The organism is Cognatazoarcus halotolerans (assembly GCF_009800965.1).
GTDB classification, from domain to species: Bacteria; Pseudomonadota; Gammaproteobacteria; order Burkholderiales; family Rhodocyclaceae; genus Cognatazoarcus; species Cognatazoarcus halotolerans.
On the sequence record NZ_WUAF01000001.1, the window covers coordinates 200,530 to 218,888 of the forward strand.

An 18,359-nucleotide genomic window follows, 5' to 3' on the forward strand; every position below is an offset into this window, starting at 1 on the left:
GCTCCGGTCAGTCCTGGCTCAGCATATCGCCAAGTTCCCGCCCACGGCGGGCCGCGGCATCCACGGCCTCGCCGACCGTACCGACCAGATCGTGCGCGAAGAACACCTTGAGCGCAGCTTCGGTCGTGCCCCCCTTTGAAGTCACGCGCTCCCGAAGCGTTGCAGGGGTCTCGTCACTGGCGGCCGCCAGTTTGGCAGCGCCGAGCACGGTGTCGATCGCGATACGCCGGGCCTCGACGGTATCGAAACCCTGGGCGACACCAGCGGCCTCGATCGCTTCGATGAAATGGAACACGTACGCCGGACCACTCCCCGACAGCGCCGTGACGCAGTCGATCCTGGACTCATCGTCGACCCAGAAGGTCGACCCAACGGCACCAAGCACCGCTTCGGCCGCTTGACGACCGGCCGCGTCGACGGAGGGATCCGCAAACAGGCCAGTGATGCCCGCACCTATCAGCGCGGGTGTGTTTGGCATGCAGCGCACGATGCGTCGGTGTCCACCGAGCCATCGCGACAAGTCGGCTACCCGCAGACCCGCCGCGATACTCACCACCAGCGCATTGCCGAGTTGCCCTGCCAGCGGTGCCAGCGCCGCCCTCATCTGCTGCGGCTTGACGGCTAGCACGAAAATGTCGCATTCAAGAGCGGGCTTGTCGGGGGCTGCGACCGCGCGCACGCCATGGCACAGCGAAAGGCGTTCCCGGTTCTCGTTCGACAACTCGATTACGGATATCTGGTCGGCGGCAAACCCTTTCGCGATCATGCCGCTGACAAGCGCGGCGGCCATGTTGCCGCCCCCCAGAAAACTGATCTTCATTTCATCGTCCAGCACAGGGAATGGGAGATACGCGCCGCTGGAGAGACGCGCATTTCCCATCACCCGCTTCACGTCGGCGCGCTGCGCTCCCCGAAAATCGCTGAGCCAACCCGCACGATTGTGGCGCCCTCGGCAATCGCCTCCTCCACATCGTGAGACATCCCCATCGACAACGTCTCGGCGACGAGCCCGCGAGCCCGCAAATCTCCACGGAGTTCACGCAACGTTGCAAAACGGCTTCGCAACAACCGTTGATCATGGGTCGCCTCCGGAATGCACATCAATCCACGTAACCGCAGGCCCGGCAGAGCGCTCACCATGTCGGCCAATGCCGGAAGCGCCTCGGGCCGCACGCCACTCTTGCTGCCTTCCCCGCTCACATTGACCTGCAGGCAGACGTTCAGCGGCTCCATGCTCCCGGGTCGTTGCGCTGACAACCGTTCGGCGATCTTCGCGCGATCGATCGAATGAACCCAATCGAAATGCTCAGCAACCAGCCTCGTCTTGTTGCTCTGCAATGGACCGATGAAATGCCACTCGAGCCCCAACCCGGAGAGCTGCACAATCTTGTCGACGCCCTCCTGCACGTAGTTCTCACCAAACGCGCGTTGCCCGCAACGTGCCGCATCGGCAACATCCTCTGCCGGCCAGGTCTTGCTCACCGCGAGCAATGCGACTTCTTCCGGGTTTCGTCCCGCAGCTAGGGCAGCTGCAGCGATACGCGCCCTCACGGCTTGCAAGTTTTCAGCGATTCTTGTCATATTGTGAAGAATAAAACCGGTCGGGCCTTAAAAAGTATATCACCCGGTCGATAATGATCTTTCCCGCCCGTGTACAAGACCAGCCGACCATGGATATCACAGAACTGCTCGCGTTTTCCGTCAAGAACAAGGCCTCCGATCTGCACCTGTCAGCGGGTCTGCCTCCGATGATCCGGGTACATGGCGACGTCCGGCGGATCAATTTGCCACCGATGGAGCACAAGGACGTACACGCCATGGTGTACGACATCATGAACGACGGTCAGCGCAAGCATTACGAAGAGCACCTCGAATGCGATTTTTCGTTCGCGGTTCCCAATCTGGCGCGCTTCCGTGTCAATGCATTCAATCAAAACCGCGGCGCAGGTGCGGTCTTCCGGACGATTCCGTCAAAGGTCCTTTCTCTTGAAGACCTCAATGCGCCAAAGATCTTCAAGGAGATCGCCGAACAACCTCGTGGCATCGTCCTCGTGACCGGCCCGACGGGCTCGGGCAAGTCGACCACGCTGGCCGCGATTGTCGACTACGTGAACGAGAATCACTATGGTCACATCCTTACCGTCGAGGATCCGATCGAATTTGTCCATGAAGCGAAACGCTGCCTGATCAACCAGCGCGAGGTCGGCCCGCAGACACTTTCATTCAGCAATGCGCTCCGCTCGGCGTTGCGCGAGGATCCGGACGTGATTCTGGTCGGGGAAATGCGCGATCTGGAAACCATCCGATTGGCCCTGACCGCTGCTGAAACCGGGCACCTCGTGTTCGGCACACTGCACACCTCGTCGGCCGCAAAGACGATCGATCGTATCGTCGACGTCTTCCCGGCAGCAGAAAAAGACATGGTGCGCTCGATGCTTTCAGAGTCGTTGCGTGCGGTCATCTCGCAAACCCTGCTGAAAACAAAGGATGGTCAGGGTCGCGTCGCTGCGCACGAAATCATGATCGGCACGCCTGCGATCCGCAACCTGATACGCGAGAACAAGATTGCGCAGATGTATTCCGCAATCCAGACCGGTCAGTCCGTCGGCATGCAGACGCTCGATCAGTGTCTCGCGGATCTGGTCCGTCGCAACATGGTCGCACCGGCGGAGGCGAAGATCCGGGCGCAGAACAAGGACAACTTCATTGGCTGAAAGCCGCCACGCCAGACACATAGCCGCCAGGGCGGTGCCCGGGCAAACGGAGTAAGGAATGGAACGCGATCAGGCTCTAAAATTCATGCAGGATCTGCTGCGGCTGATGATCCAGAAGAACGGTTCCGACCTCTTCATCACGTCAGGTTTCCCGCCTGCAATCAAGATCGACGGCAAGATCGTTCCGCAGTCGAACCAGATCCTCAGCGCGCAGCACACGACGGAACTTGCTCGGGCCATCATGAATGACCGCCAGGCTGCGGAGTTCGAGTCCACCAAGGAATGCAACTTTGCGATCTCGCCGGCAGGCATCGGTCGCTTTCGCGCCAACGCGTTCGTGCAGCAAAGTCGCGTCGGGCTGGTGCTGCGCACCATTGCAACCAAGATCCCGACCCTGGACGAACTAGGAATGCCGGCCGTGCTGCGCGACATCGGGATGTCCAAGCGCGGTCTGGTGATTTTCGTCGGTGGAACGGGCACCGGCAAGACCACATCGCTCGCCGCCCTGGTGGACTTCCGCAACGAACACAGCTACGGCCACATCATCACGGTCGAAGACCCGATCGAATACGTCCACTCGCACAAGAACTGCATCGTCACCCAGCGGGAGATCGGCATCGACACCGATGACTGGGAAGCTGCGCTCAAGAATACCCTGCGTCAGGCTCCCGATGTGATCCTCATGGGAGAAATCCGCGACCGCGAGACAATGGACTATGCGGTCGCTTTTGCCGAAACAGGCCACCTCTGCCTCGCTACGCTGCACGCCAACAGTGCCAACCAGGCGATTGACCGGATCATCAACTTTTTCCCGGAAGAGCGCCGACAGCAATTGCTGATGGACCTCTCCCTCAACCTGCGGGCAATGATTTCGCAGCGTCTGCTGCCAATGGTCGGCCGCAAGGGCCGGGTCCCAGCGGTCGAAGTCATGCTCAATTCGCCGCTCATTGCAGATCTGATATTCAAGGGCGAGATTTCCGAGATCAAGGAAACCATGAAGCGATCGCGCGAGCTCGGCATGCAGACTTTTGACCAGGCGCTTTTCGACCTCTACGAGGCTGATCTGATCAGCTACGAAGACGCGTTGCGCAATGCCGACTCCGTGAACGACCTGCGCCTGCAGATCAAACTCAACAGCAAGAAAGGCGAAACCGACCTGCTGTCGGGGATTCAGCACCTCGATATCGTTTGAGGCAAGAGAGCATGCATGCTCAAGCTTGAGAAACCGACGAGCGACGCGCGCTGCCGGCAATCATGCGGTACTCGTAAAGGCGGCATTCCAGGGCGCCATTGAACAGCGGTGTGCGACGCGAGGCCTTCAGCTTGATCAGGCGCGGCAGCATGGTATCGCCACTGAAGAAGTAACAACGCCATCCGGCCCAGTTCTTCTTGAGCGCGTCTCCCAGCAATGGATAGAAGCTGGCAAGTGCCTCCGCCTCGCCAATCCGCACGCCGTAGGGCGGATTGGTCACCATCACACCCGAATCCGCAGGTGGAGAAAGTTCGAGCACGTCACTGCGAGATACCTGGACGCAGCCGGAAAACCCGGCTGCCGCAAGATTCTGGCGGGCACGCACGACCTGGTCTTCGAGCACATCCGAACCGCTTATCGCCAGAGGCCGCAATGGCTTCTGGCGCGCCTGCGCGTCCGCACGCAGCTGGCGCCAGAGGTCCAGGTCGACATGCTTCAGCCTTTCGAACGCAAACTCGCGCCCCAGTCCGGGCGCGATGTCGAGCGCAATCTGCGCCGCCTCCAAGAGGAAGGTGCCACTGCCGCACATTGGATCGACCAGTGCTTCGTCAGGTTGCCAGCCGGTCAACCGCAGGATGCCCGCGGCCAGGTTCTCCTTGAGCGGCGCCTCCACCCGGGCACGCTTGAAGCCGCGTTTGTACAGGGGCTCCCCGGAGGTATCGAGATAAAGCGTAACCGTATCGAAGGTCAGAAACGCGTGGACCCGCACGTCGGGGTCGGCGGTGTCGACGCTCGGCCGACGTCCAGTAACGGTGCGAAAGTGATCACATACAGCATCCTTGATCCGCAAGGTAATGAACTCGAGACTTCTGAGCGGCGACTTCTGGGCATTCACGAATACCCGCATCGTCTCATCCGACGTAAACCACTTTGCCCAGGTCACGCCATAGGCCAGACGGTAGATATCCTCTTCCACACGATAGCGCCCCCGGGCGATCTGCCAAAGCACCCGCGTGGCAAGGCGGCTCTCGAGGTTAACACGCATACACAGCGCCCAATCCCCCTCGAACAGCACGCCCCCCGGAAGTTGCCTGGCATGGCTGGCCCCCAATCCGGCGAGCTCGTCAACCAGCAGGGCTTCGAGGCCACGGGGACACGGGGAGAAGAAGGTTTCAGTCATTTTGACGCCAGGCGGGTTTAACGGTGCTTAGAAGGGTTTCAGGACGACGAGGAAGATCACCGCGAACATGACGAGCACCGGGATCTCGTTGAAGAAGCGGAACCAGACGTGACCGCGCACCATCTCCCCTGCCTCGAAACAGCGAAGGAGGCGGCCACAATAGAGATGGTAGGCGATCAACAGGATCACGAGGGTAGTCTTTGCGTGCAACCAACCTCCCGCAAAACCGTACGCAAACCAGAGCCAGAGCCCGAGCGCGACGGCGAGAATCCCTAGCGGCGTCATGAAACGGTACAGCTTGCCCGCCATCAACAGCAGCCGTTCTCGTTCGGCGATGCTGCCTTCCGGCACCATCGCAAGATTGACGTAGATCCGCGGCAGATAGAACAGACCCGCAAACCAGGCCACCACGAATCCAATGTGCAGGGCCTTGAGCACCAGCATTTTCTATTCCTCTTCGACAAGCTTGATAGTTGCGCGGGCAGCCATCAGGCCCTCGCGCACATCCGGATAGCGCAGGTTGACACGCAATTCGTCATGCATCCGGCGATTCACCAGGCGACGCGACTCCGACATGAAGGACAGCGTCGCCGAAGAAAGCGCGGACTGCGCCTCGGCACGGCTGACACGAGGCGGAGGTGCCAGACCGAAGATCCGCGCCATCAGATCGAAATAATCACCCATCTTCAGATGGCTATTGTCGCAGACGTTGTAGGCGCGATTGTGCCTGCCACGGAAAATCGCGAAACATGCGACACGGGCGAGATCATCGGCATGGATGTGATTGGTGAAAACATCATCGTCTTCCTGCAGCACCGGATCACCGCGTAGCAGACGCCCGAGTGATAGCCGCTCGGGCGCGTAGATGCCGGGTGCCCTCAGGAGCACGACCCTGCAACCATTGTGCCGCCCGAAACGGCGCAGCCGCGCCTCGGCGGCAACCCGTCGGACGGCCCTCCCTGTGCGTGCCGACAGCGGACGCGTTTCGCTCACCATAGCGCCCTCGCAATCACCGTAAACCCCTGTCGTGCTTATGTAAACCAGCCCTTGTGCTACACTCTGGCCGCGCTGCAGCACGGCCAGAATACGGCGAGTTCGGGGATCATCGTCTCCTTTTGCGGGCGGCGGCGCAAAGTGCAGCACGAAGTCCGCTATCCCGGCCAGGCGGCGCAGGGTCGCCGGCTGGTCGAGATCAGCCAGCAAAGGAACGGCACCCAGACGCCTGAGCGATGCGCGCTCGTCCTCTCGGCGAACGACGGCGAACACACGAAACCGTGCAGTGAGCCATGGCAGTGCGCGACGCGCGACATCTCCGCTGCCGACAATCAGAATACGTTTCATTGGCAAATTTTCTCACGCAGGAGCGTCATGCCTTTTCGAGTCTCGATCCAACCCGGTGGCCAGCAGTTTGACGCGGCCGAAGATACCACCATTCTGCAAGCAGCCCTCGACGCCGGCTTTCTGCTTCCCTACGGCTGCCGCGACGGCGCCTGTGGCTCTTGCAAGGGGCGCATTCTGGAAGGCTCTGTGGATTACGGCAAGGTATCTCCGACGACGCTTACGGATACCGACAAAAAGGCCGGCCTGGCATTGTTCTGCTGCGCCAAACCGCGCTCGGACCTCGTGCTGGAAAGCAAGCAGATCACGCACAGCAGCGACATCCCGGTCAAGAAGCTTCCCTGCAGGGTGCAGAGACTCGAAAAGGTGGCCAGCGATGTCATGATCCTCGAACTCAAGCTGCCGGCCAGCGAACAGTTCCGCTTTCGCGCCGGGCAATACATCGACTTTCTGTTGCCTGGCAATCGCCGCCGCAGTTTCTCGATTGCCAACGCGCCGGAAGCCGCCACGCATCTTGAACTGCATGTGCGCAGGATAGAGGGCGGCACGTTCACCGGGCAGGTCTTCGAACAGATGAAAGAAAAGGACATCCTGCGTTTCGAAGGGCCGCTGGGCAGCTTCTTCCTCCGTGAGGAGTCGACGAAACCGATCGTACTGCTCGCGGGCGGTACCGGATTCGCGCCAATCAAGAGTATCGTCGAGCATGTGCTGAAAGCCGGCCTCAAGCGGTCGATGATTCTCTACTGGGGAGCACGTAACCTGGAAGGGCTCTATCTTGACGACCTCGCCGCCAAGTGGGAACAGATGCTGCCCGGATTCAAGTATGTGCCGGTATTGTCCGATATGCCTGCAGACCTTGGTTGGAAGGGACGGACCGGATTGGTGCACGAAGCAGTCATGGCCGACCTTCCCGATCTGTCGGCACATCAGGTTTATGCCTGTGGCGCACCGGCGATGATCGAGGCGGCACAAGCTGATTTCTTTGAGAAATGTGCTCTGCCTCGGGAAGAGTTCTTTGCCGACGCGTTCACCTACGCAGCCGACGCCACAATTTGACGAACGCCCATGAGCCAGCCCAGTTCAGCCGTACAACTTACCCGAGAGCCGGTTCTCAACAAGAACAGGGCGATTACAGCCAATCGTCTCGTGGTCCACGCGCCAAGCATCAAGGCCGCGGTTGAAACGCTCGCTGGCTGTACCGACCATTGGCCTCGCCGTTACACGGTTTTTCTGAGCCTCGGTCGGCTCGTGCCGACACCGGACCTGCTTGAATGGCAGATACCGGAAAACGCGATGATCGAGATTCCCGCGCAAACGCTTGCTCACCCGATGACCCAGGCGTTGATGAAGGGCCTGCGCGAGGCTGAGGTAAGCATGTGCCTGGCCTGGCATTCGCCGGGGACAACGCTCGGAGAAGGTATCGACTGGCGCTTCGTCCTGACCGACGCGCGCAAACACCCTGCTCCGGATTCGGACGCGAGCCTGTCGTTAGCCTGGGGGCTTCCCGATCCAGACGCGTTCGAAACCGCCATCGGCCGTGGCTACGACGGGGCTTCGGGCTGGTTCTTTCTACGCGCCAATTCCACACGCAAGGAGCTGGCACCATCGCATGGGCAGATCGTCCGGCTGATGAACCTGGTGCGCCAGAACGCCGAGATCCGGGACATCGAAGCGGTGCTCAAACAAGACGTAGCCCTGTCCTACAAACTTCTAAGGCACATCAACTCGGTCGGTTTCGGGTTGATGTGCGAGATCCAGTCCTTCCGCCACGCGGTGAGCATTCTAGGCTTCAACAAACTGCACAAATGGCTGTCCCTGCTCCTCGTCACATCGAGCCGCGACCCCTCGGCAGCTGCGCTGATGCAGACTGCAATAGCGCGCGGCCACTTCATGGACCTTGCCGGCAAGCAGTTCTTCAGCAAGGCCGACAGTGACAACCTGTTCATTACCGGCGCGTTCTCGCTTCTCGATACGCTTCTCGGAAGCGATATGCCGACGATCCTCGAGGAAATGCACCTGCCAGCGGCCGTTTCGGACGCGCTGCTACGGGGCGAGGGCGTGTATGCCCCCTTTCTCAATCTGGCCCGCAGCGTTGAATCCTTCGATGCGAGCGCGCTGGCCCGCCAAGCGGAGGAACTGAAGATTCCGCTCGGCGAAGTCAATGAAGCAATGCTCACCGCGCTCAGTTTTGCTGACAGCCTGGATCTTTCCTGAACCCACGGGCGCCTCATCAGCCCTCGGTAATGGAGGAATTGTCAGTTGCGTCACGGCCATCCGCCGGCCACGCTGGCACAATCGGGCCGTCCCTTGATTCGGTTTTCCTATGGCAATCGCCGGGGGCGCCAGCCCGGCGCCTGCCTTCCCCTCTCTACGAAACGACACATCCACCTCACTGCTCCGACAGCTTGCGGTGGAGCCCGTCGCCTGGTCGGAGATCGCCGAACTGTGTGCACGCGAACCGCTGATCAGCTGGCGGCTTCTCAGCAGCCTGCCACTTGATCGCAAGCAGCTGAATCGCGACCTCCGGAGTCTTCTCGAAGAACGGCTCGCTCACCTTGGCGCAGAAGTGTTGCGTGCATGGCTGCTGCTCGATCGCGGCGGGAAAACCGAGAAGCGATCGACCCATCACATCGGTCACAGCCTGCTGGTGGCGGAGTTGGCCATGCACATGGCGATCGAAGCCCGTTATCGCTCACCGCAGGACGCCTACCTTGCCGGCCTCTGGCACAAACTGGCGACCCTGCAGGGAAGATCTCCAGGCCCGGAGGCGCAAGAACTTGCCCAACAGGCGATGCTCAGTGCGCGACTGGCGGCCAGGGCCCACCCGTCCCCACCCGTGCTTGACGCGATCCAGCTTCAGGGAGCACTCGAGGAACATGTGGAACATTCCCATACGCTCGTGCGCCTCCTTTGGGTTGCGCTTCAGCTCACCAGGGACGATCCTCAGCAGCGTCTTGAGACGCTCAGCAGAATTGCGCGCCTGCCCGAAAGCACGCTTCTCGCTCTTCGCGCCGATGTCGCGTATCTGGCCGAAGACGCAATGCAAGCTTCCGACGCCGAGGGCGAAACACCTCCAGTTCTCGACACGACTGACTTGCAAGGCACATCCATAGACGACCCATGGGTCGACGCCGCTACCCGGGCCTGCATCAGAGCGGCGTTCGGCAGCCTGGGGGACAGCCAGGCCGCCACGCGGCTTGCCGCCGCCAGCCGCCTGATCTGCGCCAGGAGCGGGCCGAAACTGATTCTCGAGCAGGAGCGGAACAGACTGGTCCCGCTACTCACGGGCGAGCTCGACGCGCAGTGGCTGGAGGGTATCGAGCTGCGCCTTGATGACGAAACGAGCTGTCTCGCGCTTGCACTTCGCACTCACATGCCTAGCCGTTACCACGCCACGCGCAACGGGCCGGGCCTGAGCACAATCGACTGGGAGCTCGATCGCTGGCTCGGCGGCACGGGTTTCGTGGGCTTGCCGTGGCAAAGCGAAGGGCGTCGCGGCGTGGCACTGTTCGAACCCGACCACCATGACGACGATCCCCGGCGCGACCAACTCTTGATCGAATTGGTTGCCGCCGCAGTGGGCGAAATTCTGCGTAACAGACGGCTTGCGGCGGAGCGGTTGGCCCTGCAGGAAACAGCCCTTCAACGCCTGAACACGCACCTGCGTCGAGTCCGGCACGAGGTCAATAATCCACTGACGATCATCCGCAGCCACCTCGATCTGCTTCGTCTGCGTTACCCATCTGACCAACAGCTCGACAACGACCTGAATGTCGTTGGCAGCGAGATCGAACGGATCGGCCAGATGCTCAAAGGGCTCAACAAGATGGATGAGACCTCGACGGAGCCGGGATTCTGCGATGCAAATGAAACGCTCAGAACGCTTGGAAGCATTTGCGAGGACGCACTCTTCAGGGCCAAGGGCGTGCACTTCGAACTGCGCACCGCCAGCAGGCTACCCCGGGTAGCGATCCTGCCATCCGCACTCAATCAGGTCGTTCTGAACCTGTTGAAAAACGCCTCGGAAGCCCTGAGTCCGGGCAACAAGGTGTTCGTCAGTACTGCGGGACCGCTCAACGTCGAAGGCAAGAGCTGCGTCGAGATGCGCATCATCGACAACGGCCCGGGCATGCCGGCCGACAGATTGAAGGCGCTGTTTTCCGACGCGGGAACGGACAAGGGTGGCAGCCACGAAGGCATCGGCCTGTCCATCGTGAGGGATATCCTGAAGCAGATCGGCGGATATATCCTTTGTCGTAGCAACCCCGGTGCCGGCACAGCGATACAACTCTTTATTCCTGTGCATAATTAATGCATGATCAAGGCCTTCGAAACATTCTGTTTCAGCCAAACGTTATATGGTGACTCCCGGCGATGCGCCATTTCTGGCCAACATGGCGCTTCCACTGGAAGTGGGGAGCAGGACACAGCGCATCCTCGTCGTCGACGACGATGAGCCGATGCGCAGAACCTTGCTGCGCCTGCTTGCGGCACCGGACAGAGCCGTCGAGGAGACGGACAGCGTCGAGGGCACACTGCGCATGCTCGCCGCTCAATCCTATGACCTGATCCTGCTCGACTACCGTCTTCCCGATGGCGATGGCCTCGCGGTACTCGACTGGTTATCGGAACACGAGCGCGGCGAACTGGTCGTCATGCTGAGTGGCGAAGACGCGATCGACGCAGCGATTGGAGCGCTCCGCCGTGGAGCGGACGATTTCGTCCGCAAACCCTACCGCTTGAGTCAGCTGAACCGCGCCGTCGACAACGCCCTGCTCAAGACCCGGCTTCAACGCAGCAATCGTGAAATGGGCCAGCGCCTGCAGGAGTCCGAGCGACTTCACCGTTACCTTGTCGAAAGCTCGCCCGATCTCATCTTCACGCTTGATCCCGCAGGCCGTTTCACCTACGTGAACCCGCGGATAGAAGGGCTGCTGGGCTTTGCCCGGGCCGATCTGGAAGGCGAAGCCTTCTCGTCGATCGTGTCCGCCGAGGACACCGCGAGAATCGTTCAGCTCTTCGAAAATCCGCTGCAGCCGGCGCGCACCGCCCACAGCCTGGAACTGCGGCTTGCCAGCCGCAAGGTCGGCTCGGGCCCACCGACCGTTTCGCTCAACACCGAACCGATGTACGGTCGCGGCGATGAACGTAACGGAGCCCGCTTCATGGGTACCTACGGCGTCGCGCGCGACATTTCCGATCGCAAGCGGGCCGAGGAAATCATCGCCTTCCAGGCCTATCATGATCAGTTGACCCGGCTTCCGAATCGCGCCCTGTTTCGCGACCGGCTGGATCTCGCGATTGCCCAGACCGATCGCCGCAAAGGCTCGCTCGCGGTCCTGTTCATCGACGTGGACCGTTTCAAACTGGTCAACGACACCTACGGACACAGCCAGGGCGATCAGCTACTCAGATCGATCGCAAATCGGCTGCGACAGACTCTCAGGCGTGGCGACACGCTGGCCCGTGTCGGCGGCGACGAATTCCTCGCATTGCTGCCCGATATCACCCATCCGGAAGACGTACAGGCCATATGCCAGAAAATCCTGGACGCGCTGCGGGCACCGTTTCGACTGCAGCACGGGGAGTTCAGCGCCACGGTGAGCATCGGCATCGCAATGTTCCAGAAGGATGGCGAGAGCGCCGACATGCTGACCCAGCACGCCGACATTGCCATGTATCAGGCAAAGCGTTCAGGAAAGAATGGCTTCTGTTTTTTCGATTCGTCTCTCAACCACAACTATCGCGAACGGATCTCGCTCGAGAACGATCTGCGCAAGGCCATCGACCGCGGAGAGCTCGAACTGTTCTATCAAGCCCAGGTCAGCATCGCGAAACGTCGCGTGGTCGGCACCGAGGCCCTGCTGCGCTGGCGCCATCCGGCACACGGACTGCTCGGCCCAGACACATTCATCCCGCTTGCCGAAGAAGCGGGTCTCATCAGCGGTATCAGCAACTGGGTGATCGACGCTGCCTGTGCACAATTGCGTGACTGGCGGGACATCGGCTTCAGCGAGTTGCGAATGTCGGTCAACCTGTCTCCTCGGGATTTCGAGCATGGCGAAATCGTGGAAACAGTGAGACGGAGCATCGCGCACCACCGGCTCGATGCGGCCAGTCTCGATCTCGAGATTACCGAAAGCCTGATGATGCAGGATGCAGGCAGTGTGCGAGGCAAGGTGCAGGCGTTGCGTGAGGCGGGCGTCGGGGTCGCGATCGACGATTTCGGTACCGGTTATTCGGCGCTTGCATACTTGCAGAAGTTTCCGGTCAGCAGCCTGAAGATCGACCGTGGTTTCGTCCGTGACCTGAATGGCAAGAGCAGCCCCATCATCGCCGCGATAACCGGCATCGCACGCGGCTTTGGCCTGCAGGTGGTGGCGGAAGGGGTCGAGCATCAAGGCCAGATCGAACACCTCCGTTCGCTCGGCTGCGACACCCTGCAGGGTTACCTGTTCAGCAAGCCCGTTCCCGCCGAGGAAGCGGAGTCACTCTTTCTGGAAATTCCTTCCGGCCTGCCTGCCTGAGTTCCGGCGTCCGGCCACATGCCTGTCATCTATCGATGCGACGATCTTGCTCGCGCAATCGAGACTCCGACAGTCATGACACATCTGCTACTCATGTACCGCTCGCGGGCAAACGAGGCGAAATACCTCGTCGCTCGACACGTCGATCCGAGCTGGCTGAAGCAGCGTGGCTACGAGATCGCCCGCAGCCTCGGCAACCACGGCGCGCTCTGGCAACGCACCGGTGCATGTGCATCCATGCGCACCCGCTTCGCACTGGACATCGATAGCGATGCCTGCCTCACGATCGAACGACAGAGCAAGGAAACGGCTGCGGCAGACGTCAAAAAGCCAGCCTTGCGGCTGGCTTTTTCGGGCGCTACTGAAACGAGTCTTGCGCTCAGTGAGCCAGGATCCACTCCACCAGCGTGGTCGCCTCGGCAGCGCTGACCTGCGGGTTGGGCGGCATCGGGATCTGGCCCCAGGTACCTACGCCCCCTTTCTGGATCTTGGCTGCGAGCATTGCTGCTGCAGTCTTGTCACCCTTGTATTTGGCAGCCACGTCCTTGTAGGACGGGCCAACCAGCTTCTTGTCCACTGCATGGCAGGCCAGGCAGTTCTTGGCTTTCGCCAGATCCATGCCGGCATCTGCAAAAGCGGGCGCGGCGCCCAGGATTCCAGCGGCGGCAACAGCGGCAACGAGCAATTTCATATTATTCACCTCTCCACATGGTCACGAAACCGGGCTGATACTAACTCAACCCGGGGGGTTTGCCTATCGGGCCGAGCGCCTGGTCCAGCGCTTCGAGCGAATCGATCGGCGGCAGGCATGTAACGCCTGAACAGACCCATGCGTTGACCTCGGTTGAATCCGCTTTCGCAAGCAAGGACGGCAGGCCTTCGATCCCGTTTGGAATGGCAAGGACCATGGTGGCGGGCCGATAGTCACCAGCCAAGCGTCGATGCCAATGGTGCACGCCTTCTGCAGGACCGCGAATGATGACGATTGTCGGCGGGGTCAGCCACTCCTCAAGCGCGGTGACCATCGAGGCCTGCCCTCCGGGTTGCGACTGCATCCCGGCAAAGAAGGCCCGCAAGCCACGTTCGGCAGCCTCACGATGGCGGGATTCACCGGTCATATGCCCCAGCCGCTGCAGCGCGAAGGCCGCGATACCGTTGCCCGACGGCATGGCACTGTCATGAACCGGCTTGGGCCGCTGCAACAGCGCCTCGTGGTCGTGGCTGGTAAAGAAAAAACCGCCGTCCCGCGTGTCCTCGAATCGATCGAGCAGCGCCTCGGCCAGATCCTCGGCAAACCTCAGATCCTCCGGGCGGAATCGGGTCTGCATCATCTCGAGCAAGGCGTCGAGCAGGAAGGCATAGTCATCGAGATAGGCGTTGAACCGGGCGCGACCATCCTTCCAGCTGGCGAGCAAGCTTCGATTCCGCCACAGACTGGCACGGATGAAATCCACTGCCCTGGCCGCTGATGCGATCAGCTCCGGCTGCCCGAGCAGCCTTGCCGCGCGGGCCATGCCTCGTATCATGAGAGCGTTCCAGCTGGTCAGCACCTTGTCGTCGCGGCCGGGAGGAATACGGGTTCCGCGTGACTCGAACAAGCGTCGTCGCGCCTCGTCGAGCATTGCACATGCCTCGTCCCGCGCCAAACCTTGTTCGGCACTCACTTCTGCGAGCGGCCGGGCAACGTGGAGGTGCCAGTGCCGATCCTCGAAATTCGGCGCCTGCTCGAGGCCGTAGTATGCCGCCACGAGTCGCCATGTACGGTCGTCCAGAAGCGCTTCGATCTGGTCCCGCTGCCACACGTAGAAGCGCCCCTCCTCGCCTTCAGAGTCAGCATCGAAAGAGGCGTAATAGCCCCCCTCGGGCGACTGCATCTCGCGCATTGCCCAGGCTGCGGTTTCGACGGCCACGCGATGGAAATCGGCCTCGCCCGTCAGCACCCATGCATCCGCATAGAGCGCCAGCAGCGGACCGTTGTCATAAAGCATCTTCTCGAAATGGGGAATGTTCCAGCGCTCATCCACGCTGTAGCGACTGAAGCCCCCTCCGAGATGATCGTAGATGCCGCCATTGCACATGCGACTCAGCGTCAGCAGCGCCATGTCCCGAGCGGCGACGTCGCCACTCGCCGCGAAACGCCGCAGCAGGAACTCGATATCGGCAGGATGCGGGAACTTGGGCGCGCCACCGAAGCCGCCGAATCGTCGATCGAAGCTGCTTTCGAGCAAATCGCGCAAGGCGTCCACCGGCGCGGCGCCCAAACTGGTCGAGTCCGCCATGCTGACGCGGGCACTGCGCTCGAGCGCCGCGCGCATCGCGGCATTCTGTTCTTCTATCGCACCACGTTGCTCGGCAAATGCACCGGCGACCCGCTCCAGCAGGCTGACGAAGGAAGGCAATCCGTAACGTGCCTCGCGCGGGAAATAGGTCCCCCCGAAGAAAGGCGTGCCATCCGGCGTCAGAAACATGGTGAGCGGCCAACCTCCACCACGCCGCGCCAGCATCTGATGAGCACTCTGGTATATCTGGTCGAGGTCGGGACGCTCCTCGCGATCGACCTTGATATTGACGAACAGCCGGTTCATGACGGCCGCCGTATCCGGATCCTCGAACGACTCATGGGCCATGACATGGCACCAATGACAGGCCGAATAGCCGATGGAAAGCAGGATCGGTCTGTTCGTCTCGCGCGCCAGCTGTCTCGCCTCGTCACACCAAGGCCACCAATCGACCGGATTGGCGGCATGCTGCAACAGGTAAGGCGACGTTTCGGTGGCGAGACGGTTTGGCACGGGAGCCTCCTCGGGAGTGGCGTCGGCCGCAGTCTAGCAGCGACCACCCGTACCGAACGAGGCAGGCGACAAGCGCCAAGAAAAAGGCCGCCCTCGCGGCGGCCGCTTCCTTCGTGATCCCTGCTCAGTTCCCGAGCAGAACCAGACCCGTGGCTGCAATGCCGCCCCCCAGCGCACGTTTGAGAATCTGGGCAGTGGGGCTCTGCGGCATCCAGCGCGCCAACACGATGCCGGCGAGGTGGAGTGCCGCAGTCGCGATCGCGAAGCCGGCGGCATAGCTCGCCAGCGAGCCCGCTCCCATTTCCGCCTGATGCGCCAGCCCGTGAAACACCGCCATGGTCCCGATGAGCGCAAGCGCCGCGGCAAGTGGCAACCGCACCACGAAGGCGATCATCACGCCGAGGATCAACAGCGATGCAGCCACCCCGCCCTCTATCGCGGGTAACGAGTGACCATGCGCGCCGAGCATCGCGCCAAGCAGCATCGCTCCGACAAAGCCCGCGGGCAGGGCCCAACGCAGCGCCCCCTCCTGGCGCCCCGCGTAGAGGCCGACGGCAAGCATGGCAAGCATGTGATCGAGCCCGCTGAACGGGTGCACCACCCCTGCGGCAAAACCACCACCATGGCCGCCGTGGGCCATGGCGGAGCCCGCCGCGAGGAACAGCGTCAATGCAGTGAAGGTACGAGCAATGGACATGGAAATCTCCTTTAACGATGTTTCGGTGTACTGCACCCGGCGGTCGGGCAACTTTCCGGCGCGAAGCGGCTCAACCCGCCAGGGCCCGCGCGTCGCCCTGTTTCGAAGCTGGCCCAAGCAAGCCCTGCCGCTCTATGAACTCGATGATTTCGGCGAGTCCCTGACCGGTCTTCTGATTGCTGAAGATGAACGGCCGCTCTCCACGCATCTTCCTGGCATCGCGATCCATCACCTCGAGACTCGCACCGACCAGCGGCGCCAGGTCGATCTTGTTGATGACCAGCAAGTCACTCTTGGTGATTCCCGGGCCGCCCTTGCGAGGAATCTTGTCGCCGGCCGAAACGTCGATCACGTAGATCGTCAGATCCGAAAGCTCGGGCGAAAAGGTCGCCGCCAGGTTGTCGCCACCGGACTCGACGAAGATGATCTCCAGCCCGGGGAAGCGGCGGTTCAGCCGATCGACCGCCTCGAGGTTGATCGAGGCATCCTCGCGGATCGCGGTGTGCGGACAGCCGCCGGTTTCCACGCCGATGATGCGGTCCGGTGCGAGGGCCTCGTTGCGCACCAGAAACTGGGCGTCTTCGGCAGTGTAGATGTCGTTGGTCACCACCGCGATGTTGTATCTCTCGCGCAAGGCGAGACACAGCGCCAGCGTGAGCGCGGTCTTGCCCGAACCGACCGGTCCGCCGATACCGACGCGCAAGGCCTGGGATTGGGTCATGAGAAACTCCTTGTCAGGGCTGTTCGCCGCTCACGAGCGGAACAGCCGGGTGTATTGGGTCTCGTGCCGGCTGCAGGCCAGCGCAAGCCCCGGCGTGAAGTTGTGCCAGTCCGCTTCGGGCAAGGCAAGCGCGCGTTCGGTGACCGCGGGCACCCGGCTGCCGAGCGCCGCGAGCAGCCGCTGCCCGGCGGACTGGCCCAGCGGCACGGTCTTGACTGCGGCCATCACCTGGTTCTCGAGCCAGGCCCAGAGGTAGGCCGGCACGGCCATCTCCCCTGGAATCCGCCAGGCGGCCGCGGCGGCGGCCCAGGCCGTGGGAAAGGCCGGTTCGTCGATTGCGAGCAGCCGCTCCCGCCCGGCAGCCAATTCAGCGAAACCCGGCAGATCGGACAGCAGGCGCACCAGTGAATAACCCATCTGCACAGTCTCTGCACGCAACTCGGCGGTTTCGCGGCTGGCCAGAAAATCGTCGTTGAGCCGCGCGAGTTCTATGGTGTCGTCACGTTGCCAGGCACCGATCAGCGCCGCGAGCAAGGGCGCCTCGAAACTGCCGACACCGAACTCGAGCAGATCGCCGATCCACTCCGCCACATCCGCTTCGGTCTTGATCTCGCCGGATTCGACCAACCACTCGAGCCCCTGCGAATAGGTATAGGCGCCCACCGGCAAGGCCGGGCTGGCGAGCTGCAGCAGTCGCACCAGCGCGAGCATCAGGCCCCCGCCATCATGTGGATTCGCGCGCCGCTGCCGTCGCCGGGGTGTTGATGGCCCGGCGCATAGGCACCGGCCTCCGGCTCGAAAGGCGCCTCCACCGGCACCACCTCGCAGCCCAGGCCAAGCAGCATGCCTTCAAGGACGTGGTCGCGCTGCAGGCGCAGCCAGCCCTCGCCGACTTCCACCGCGACATGACGGTTGCCGAGGTGATAGGCCGCGCGAGCAAGATGATTTGCGTCCGCGCAGCGCACCTCGGCGAGGTCCTCGGGCGCGGCCTCGACGGCGACGATGCGGCCGTCACGTGCAGCGAGCCGGTCTCCGCCGCGCAGGATCGTGCCCCGCTCGAGAAACAGCCCGACCTCCTCGCCGCTGGTCAGCTTTGCGCGCAGACGGCTCTTGCAGCGGTACTCGAAGGGTAGCGAAAGCCGCTCGGTGGCCGGTTCAGAACCAGTGTGAATGGATTCGATCAACAGCATGACGCGCC

The 18,359-nt window shown here is 61.9% G+C and carries 18 protein-coding genes; 7 read left to right on the top strand and 11 right to left on the bottom strand.

Going from position 1 to position 18,359, the window contains the following annotated elements:
- Positions 1–7: 7 nt before the first annotated feature.
- Positions 8–820: a pyrroline-5-carboxylate reductase gene (proC, locus tag GQB03_RS00975; RefSeq protein WP_159682941.1), complete on the bottom strand. Its 813-nt coding sequence runs from the start codon at positions 818–820 to the stop codon at positions 8–10.
- Between the two features lie 68 nt (positions 821–888).
- Positions 889–1,581 carry a YggS family pyridoxal phosphate-dependent enzyme gene (locus GQB03_RS00980; protein WP_159682944.1) on the bottom strand — a complete coding sequence of 231 codons (693 nt, stop codon included), beginning with the start codon at positions 1,579–1,581 and terminating at the stop codon, positions 889–891.
- A gap of 89 nt (positions 1,582–1,670) precedes the next feature.
- Between GQB03_RS00980 and GQB03_RS00985 the strand changes: the two genes are divergently transcribed.
- Positions 1,671–2,714: a type IV pilus twitching motility protein PilT gene (locus GQB03_RS00985; protein ID WP_159682946.1), complete on the top strand. Its 1,044-nt coding sequence runs from the start codon at positions 1,671–1,673 to the stop codon at positions 2,712–2,714.
- A 58-nt stretch (positions 2,715–2,772) separates the two neighbouring features.
- Positions 2,773–3,906 (top strand): PilT/PilU family type 4a pilus ATPase, encoded by a 1,134-nt coding sequence (locus GQB03_RS00990; RefSeq protein WP_159682949.1) that lies wholly within the window; start codon positions 2,773–2,775, stop codon positions 3,904–3,906.
- Between the two features lie 19 nt (positions 3,907–3,925).
- Here GQB03_RS00990 and GQB03_RS00995 read toward each other — a convergent pair whose 3' ends face one another.
- Genes GQB03_RS00995 through GQB03_RS01005 form a run of 3 tightly spaced genes read right to left on the bottom strand, consistent with a single transcriptional unit; the run spans position 3,926 to position 6,427 of the window.
- Positions 3,926–5,086, bottom strand: coding sequence for a THUMP domain-containing class I SAM-dependent RNA methyltransferase (locus tag GQB03_RS00995; protein ID WP_159682951.1), 1,161 nt, complete (start codon positions 5,084–5,086; stop codon positions 3,926–3,928).
- A gap of 27 nt (positions 5,087–5,113) precedes the next feature.
- Positions 5,114–5,530, bottom strand: coding sequence for a CopD family protein (locus GQB03_RS01000; RefSeq protein WP_159682954.1), 417 nt, complete (start codon positions 5,528–5,530; stop codon positions 5,114–5,116).
- 3 nt (positions 5,531–5,533) lie between these two features.
- On the bottom strand, positions 5,534–6,427 hold the full coding sequence (locus GQB03_RS01005) for an NAD-dependent epimerase/dehydratase family protein (RefSeq protein WP_159682956.1): 894 nt from the start codon (positions 6,425–6,427) through the stop codon (positions 5,534–5,536).
- Between the two features lie 27 nt (positions 6,428–6,454).
- Here GQB03_RS01005 and GQB03_RS01010 point away from each other — a divergent pair, with 27 nt between their 5' ends.
- The 5 genes from GQB03_RS01010 to GQB03_RS01030 all read left to right on the top strand — a co-directional run bounded on the left by GQB03_RS01010 (position 6,455) and on the right by GQB03_RS01030 (position 13,380).
- Positions 6,455–7,480 carry a CDP-6-deoxy-delta-3,4-glucoseen reductase gene (locus GQB03_RS01010; RefSeq protein WP_159682958.1) on the top strand — a complete coding sequence of 342 codons (1,026 nt, stop codon included), beginning with the start codon at positions 6,455–6,457 and terminating at the stop codon, positions 7,478–7,480.
- Positions 7,481–7,489: 9 nt separating this feature from the next.
- Complete coding sequence (locus GQB03_RS01015) at positions 7,490–8,638, top strand: EAL and HDOD domain-containing protein (protein ID WP_159682961.1); 1,149 nt, start codon at positions 7,490–7,492, stop codon at positions 8,636–8,638.
- A 109-nt stretch (positions 8,639–8,747) separates the two neighbouring features.
- Positions 8,748–10,736, top strand: a complete 1,989-nt coding sequence (locus GQB03_RS01020) for an ATP-binding protein (RefSeq protein WP_159682963.1) — start codon at positions 8,748–8,750, stop codon at positions 10,734–10,736.
- Positions 10,737–10,782: 46 nt separating this feature from the next.
- Positions 10,783–12,951, top strand: coding sequence for a putative bifunctional diguanylate cyclase/phosphodiesterase (locus tag GQB03_RS01025; protein WP_159682965.1), 2,169 nt, complete (start codon positions 10,783–10,785; stop codon positions 12,949–12,951).
- 75 nt (positions 12,952–13,026) lie between these two features.
- Positions 13,027–13,380, top strand: coding sequence for a hypothetical protein (locus GQB03_RS01030; RefSeq protein ID WP_159682968.1), 354 nt, complete (start codon positions 13,027–13,029; stop codon positions 13,378–13,380).
- On the opposite strand, the gene GQB03_RS01035 is transcribed toward GQB03_RS01030, so the two are convergent.
- From GQB03_RS01035 to ureE, 6 genes are all read right to left on the bottom strand, one after another.
- Positions 13,331–13,642, bottom strand: coding sequence for a c-type cytochrome (locus GQB03_RS01035; protein WP_159682970.1), 312 nt, complete (start codon positions 13,640–13,642; stop codon positions 13,331–13,333). The genes GQB03_RS01030 and GQB03_RS01035 overlap by 50 nt on opposite strands.
- 40 nt (positions 13,643–13,682) lie before the next feature.
- Positions 13,683–15,743, bottom strand: coding sequence for a thioredoxin domain-containing protein (locus tag GQB03_RS01040; protein WP_159682972.1), 2,061 nt, complete (start codon positions 15,741–15,743; stop codon positions 13,683–13,685).
- Positions 15,744–15,867: 124 nt separating this feature from the next.
- Positions 15,868–16,440, bottom strand: a complete 573-nt coding sequence (locus GQB03_RS01045; RefSeq protein WP_159682974.1) for a HupE/UreJ family protein — start codon at positions 16,438–16,440, stop codon at positions 15,868–15,870.
- Between the two features lie 70 nt (positions 16,441–16,510).
- Positions 16,511–17,161 (bottom strand): urease accessory protein UreG, encoded by a 651-nt coding sequence (ureG, locus tag GQB03_RS01050; RefSeq protein ID WP_159682976.1) that lies wholly within the window; start codon positions 17,159–17,161, stop codon positions 16,511–16,513.
- 30 nt (positions 17,162–17,191) lie between these two features.
- On the bottom strand, positions 17,192–17,872 hold the full coding sequence (locus GQB03_RS01055; protein ID WP_159682978.1) for an urease accessory protein UreF: 681 nt from the start codon (positions 17,870–17,872) through the stop codon (positions 17,192–17,194).
- On the bottom strand, positions 17,872–18,351 hold the full coding sequence (gene ureE / locus GQB03_RS01060) for an urease accessory protein UreE (RefSeq protein ID WP_159682980.1): 480 nt from the start codon (positions 18,349–18,351) through the stop codon (positions 17,872–17,874). The genes GQB03_RS01055 and ureE overlap by 1 nt, the downstream gene beginning before the upstream one ends.
- Between the last annotated feature and the right edge of the window lie 8 nt (positions 18,352–18,359).

Excerpts from the sequence above, each read along its gene's own strand:
- proC (WP_159682941.1), bottom strand. The coding sequence starts at position 820 with ATGAAGATCAGTTTTCTGGGGGGCGGCAACATGGCCGCCGCGCTTGTC.
- GQB03_RS00980 (WP_159682944.1), bottom strand. The coding sequence starts at position 1,581 with ATGACAAGAATCGCTGAAAACTTGCAAGCCGTGAGGGCGCGTATCGCT.
- GQB03_RS00985 (WP_159682946.1), top strand. The coding sequence starts at position 1,671 with ATGGATATCACAGAACTGCTCGCGTTTTCCGTCAAGAACAAGGCCTCC.
- GQB03_RS00990 (WP_159682949.1), top strand. The coding sequence starts at position 2,773 with ATGGAACGCGATCAGGCTCTAAAATTCATGCAGGATCTGCTGCGGCTG.
- GQB03_RS00995 (WP_159682951.1), bottom strand. The coding sequence starts at position 5,086 with ATGACTGAAACCTTCTTCTCCCCGTGTCCCCGTGGCCTCGAAGCCCTG.
- GQB03_RS01000 (WP_159682954.1), bottom strand. The coding sequence starts at position 5,530 with ATGCTGGTGCTCAAGGCCCTGCACATTGGATTCGTGGTGGCCTGGTTT.
- GQB03_RS01005 (WP_159682956.1), bottom strand. The coding sequence starts at position 6,427 with ATGAAACGTATTCTGATTGTCGGCAGCGGAGATGTCGCGCGTCGCGCA.
- GQB03_RS01010 (WP_159682958.1), top strand. The coding sequence starts at position 6,455 with ATGCCTTTTCGAGTCTCGATCCAACCCGGTGGCCAGCAGTTTGACGCG.
- GQB03_RS01015 (WP_159682961.1), top strand. The coding sequence starts at position 7,490 with ATGAGCCAGCCCAGTTCAGCCGTACAACTTACCCGAGAGCCGGTTCTC.
- GQB03_RS01020 (WP_159682963.1), top strand. The coding sequence starts at position 8,748 with ATGGCAATCGCCGGGGGCGCCAGCCCGGCGCCTGCCTTCCCCTCTCTA.
- GQB03_RS01025 (WP_159682965.1), top strand. The coding sequence starts at position 10,783 with ATGGTGACTCCCGGCGATGCGCCATTTCTGGCCAACATGGCGCTTCCA.
- GQB03_RS01030 (WP_159682968.1), top strand. The coding sequence starts at position 13,027 with ATGACACATCTGCTACTCATGTACCGCTCGCGGGCAAACGAGGCGAAA.
- GQB03_RS01035 (WP_159682970.1), bottom strand. The coding sequence starts at position 13,642 with ATGAAATTGCTCGTTGCCGCTGTTGCCGCCGCTGGAATCCTGGGCGCC.
- GQB03_RS01045 (WP_159682974.1), bottom strand. The coding sequence starts at position 16,440 with ATGTCCATTGCTCGTACCTTCACTGCATTGACGCTGTTCCTCGCGGCG.
- ureG (WP_159682976.1), bottom strand. The coding sequence starts at position 17,161 with ATGACCCAATCCCAGGCCTTGCGCGTCGGTATCGGCGGACCGGTCGGT.
- GQB03_RS01055 (WP_159682978.1), bottom strand. The coding sequence starts at position 17,872 with ATGCTCGCGCTGGTGCGACTGCTGCAGCTCGCCAGCCCGGCCTTGCCG.
- ureE (WP_159682980.1), bottom strand. The coding sequence starts at position 18,351 with ATGCTGTTGATCGAATCCATTCACACTGGTTCTGAACCGGCCACCGAG.